The sequence below is a fragment of the Pseudonocardia sp. N23 genome, from assembly GCF_002583555.1.
Lineage (GTDB): Bacteria > Actinomycetota > Actinomycetes > Mycobacteriales > Pseudonocardiaceae > Pseudonocardia.
The window spans coordinates 139,726-142,043 of sequence record NZ_BEGX01000069.1 but is presented as its reverse complement, the minus strand read 5'-3'; the positions used below and the strand labels follow the sequence as shown (position 1 = coordinate 142,043).

1 protein-coding gene is annotated in these 2,318 nt (G+C 71.1%); it reads left to right on the top strand.

Annotated features, from left to right (window positions below; genetic code table 11):
* Positions 1 to 115 precede the first annotated feature (115 nt).
* A partial coding sequence (locus TOK_RS20505; protein ID WP_256387992.1) for a transglycosylase domain-containing protein occupies positions 116 to 2,318 on the top strand: 2,203 nt, incomplete at its 3' end.

The window sequence follows — 2,318 nt, the reverse complement described above, 5'->3', positions numbered from 1 at the left end:
GCCCGGTCCGCCCCGCCCCGCCGCGGGCCCGCCGCCGCGCCCGCCCCGCCCGACGGGCCCGCCCGGCGGCCCGCCCCCGCCCGGATACGGTGCGCCGCCTCCCGGACGGTCGGTCGTGCCGCCCACCAACCGCGACGTCCCGCTGCTCACCCATGACGACTCCCCGCGCGCCGAGCCGATGCCGCCGCGGGTCGACCCGCGGGCCCGCACCACGGTGACGCAGCGTCCGCCGTCGGCCCGTGGCCGCACCGGGCCCGGTGGGCCCGGTGGCCCGCGCGACCCGGGCGGGCCCGGCCGTGGGGGTGGTGGTGACGAGCCGCCCCTGACTCCCGAGGCGGCCCGCAAGCGCAAGTGGCGCCGCATCCGCCGGGTGATCTACGTGGCCGCCGGCGTGTTCGTCCTCGGCCCGATCCTCGCGTTCGTCATCGGCTGGCTCGTCTTCCAGGTGCCTACCGCGAACGACGCCAAGATCACCCAGGTCGCGACGTTCACCTACACCGACGGCAGCCCGCTCGCGACGGTGCGACCCGACAACATCAACCGCACCAACGTCACCCTCGACAAGGTGCCGCTGCAGGTGCGCCAGGCGGTGCTCTCGGCCGAGGACCGCAGCTTCTACACCAACTTCGGGTTCGACGTCACCGGGATCGCACGCGCCGTCTGGAGCCAGGTGACCGGCGGCGTCGGCGGCGGCTCGACGATCACCCAGCAGTACATCAAGGTGACCACCGGGCAGGACGAGTTCTCCCTGTGGCGCAAGTACAAGGAGGTCGTCCTCGCGGCGAAGATCTCCAAGGAGCTGTCCAAGGACCAGATCCTGGAGAACTACCTCAACGTCATCTACCTCGGCCGCGGCGCCTACGGCGTCCAGGCCGCCAGCCAGGCCTACTTCGGCAAGAACGTCTCCGACCTGACGGTGTCCGAGGGCGCGATGCTCGCCGGGATGATCCAGTCGCCGTCGCGGTGGGACCCGGCCAAGACCCCCGACAAGACCCTCGAGCGCTGGAACTTCGTCCTCGACGGCATGGTCAGCCAGGGCTGGCTCTCGCCCGCCGACCGGGCGTCGCAGAAGTTCCCCGAGTGGAAGCAGCCCGCCCCCACCGGCGGCGGCATCCCCGGCGACAGCCGCGGCCACATCTACAACCTGGTCCGTGCCGAGCTCGAGGCCCGCGGCATCTCGGACACCGAGATCAACACCGAGGGCCTCACGATCACCACGACGATCGACCCCGAGAAGCAGCAGGCGGCGATCGACGCGGCGCAGAAGGTCATGAAGGGCCAGCCCGCCAACCTGCGCACGTCACTCGTGTCGGTCGACCCGAAGACCGGTGCGGTGCTCGCCTACTACGGCGGGGACAACGGCGTCGGGCTCGACTACGCGCAGGTGCTCAAGCAGCCCGGCTCGTCGTTCAAGCCGTTCGTGCTCGCCGCCGCGCTGCAGCAGCCGAGTCCCGTCGGCCTCGGCTCGACCTACGACGGCTCCTCGCCCATGACCATCGCGGGCTCCAAGGTGTCGAACTCCGAAGGTGTGAGCTGCGGGAACTGCACCGTGAAGACGGCGATGACGCAGTCGATCAACACCGTCTTCTACCAGATCGCCGTCGCGATCGGCCCGTCCAAGGTCGCCGACGCCGCCCACCAGGCCGGTATCCCGGCCGACCTCCTGCCCACCCCCACCGGTGGCATCTCCCTGGGTGACAAGGAGGTCCACCCGATCGACATGGCGGCGGCCTTCGCCACCTTCGCCGCCGACGGTGTCCGTCACGACCCGTACCTGATCAGCAAGGTCACGTCGTCCGACGGGCGCGTGCTGTTCGACGTCGGCGCCGTCCAGGGGCAGAGCGCGTTCCCGCAGCAGGTCGCGCGCAACGTGACCGAGTCGATGACCGACGTCGCGTCGTCGTCGTCGATCGCGCTGTCCGGCGGCCGACCGGTCGCCGCGAAGACCGGAACGGTCCAGAGCTCCGTCGTCGGGCAGAACAACGACGCCTGGACGGTCGGCTACACGCCGTCGATCTCCACCGCGGTCTGGGTCGGCACCGACGACAACTCGCCGATCAAGAACTCCGCGGGCCGCCCGATCTACGGCCGGATGCTGCCGGGCTCGATCTGGCAGCAGTACATGAACGCGGCGCTCAAGGGCACGCCCGTCGAGCAGTTCTCCAAGTTCGTCCCGATCGGCACGCCGCCCTACTCCGAGGTCACGACGACCCAGCCGACCGCCGGCAACAACCCGGACGAGTACAACGCGGACAACGGCGGCAACGACCGGGGCAACGGGAACGGCAACGGCGGCGACGGGAACGGTGGCGACGGTG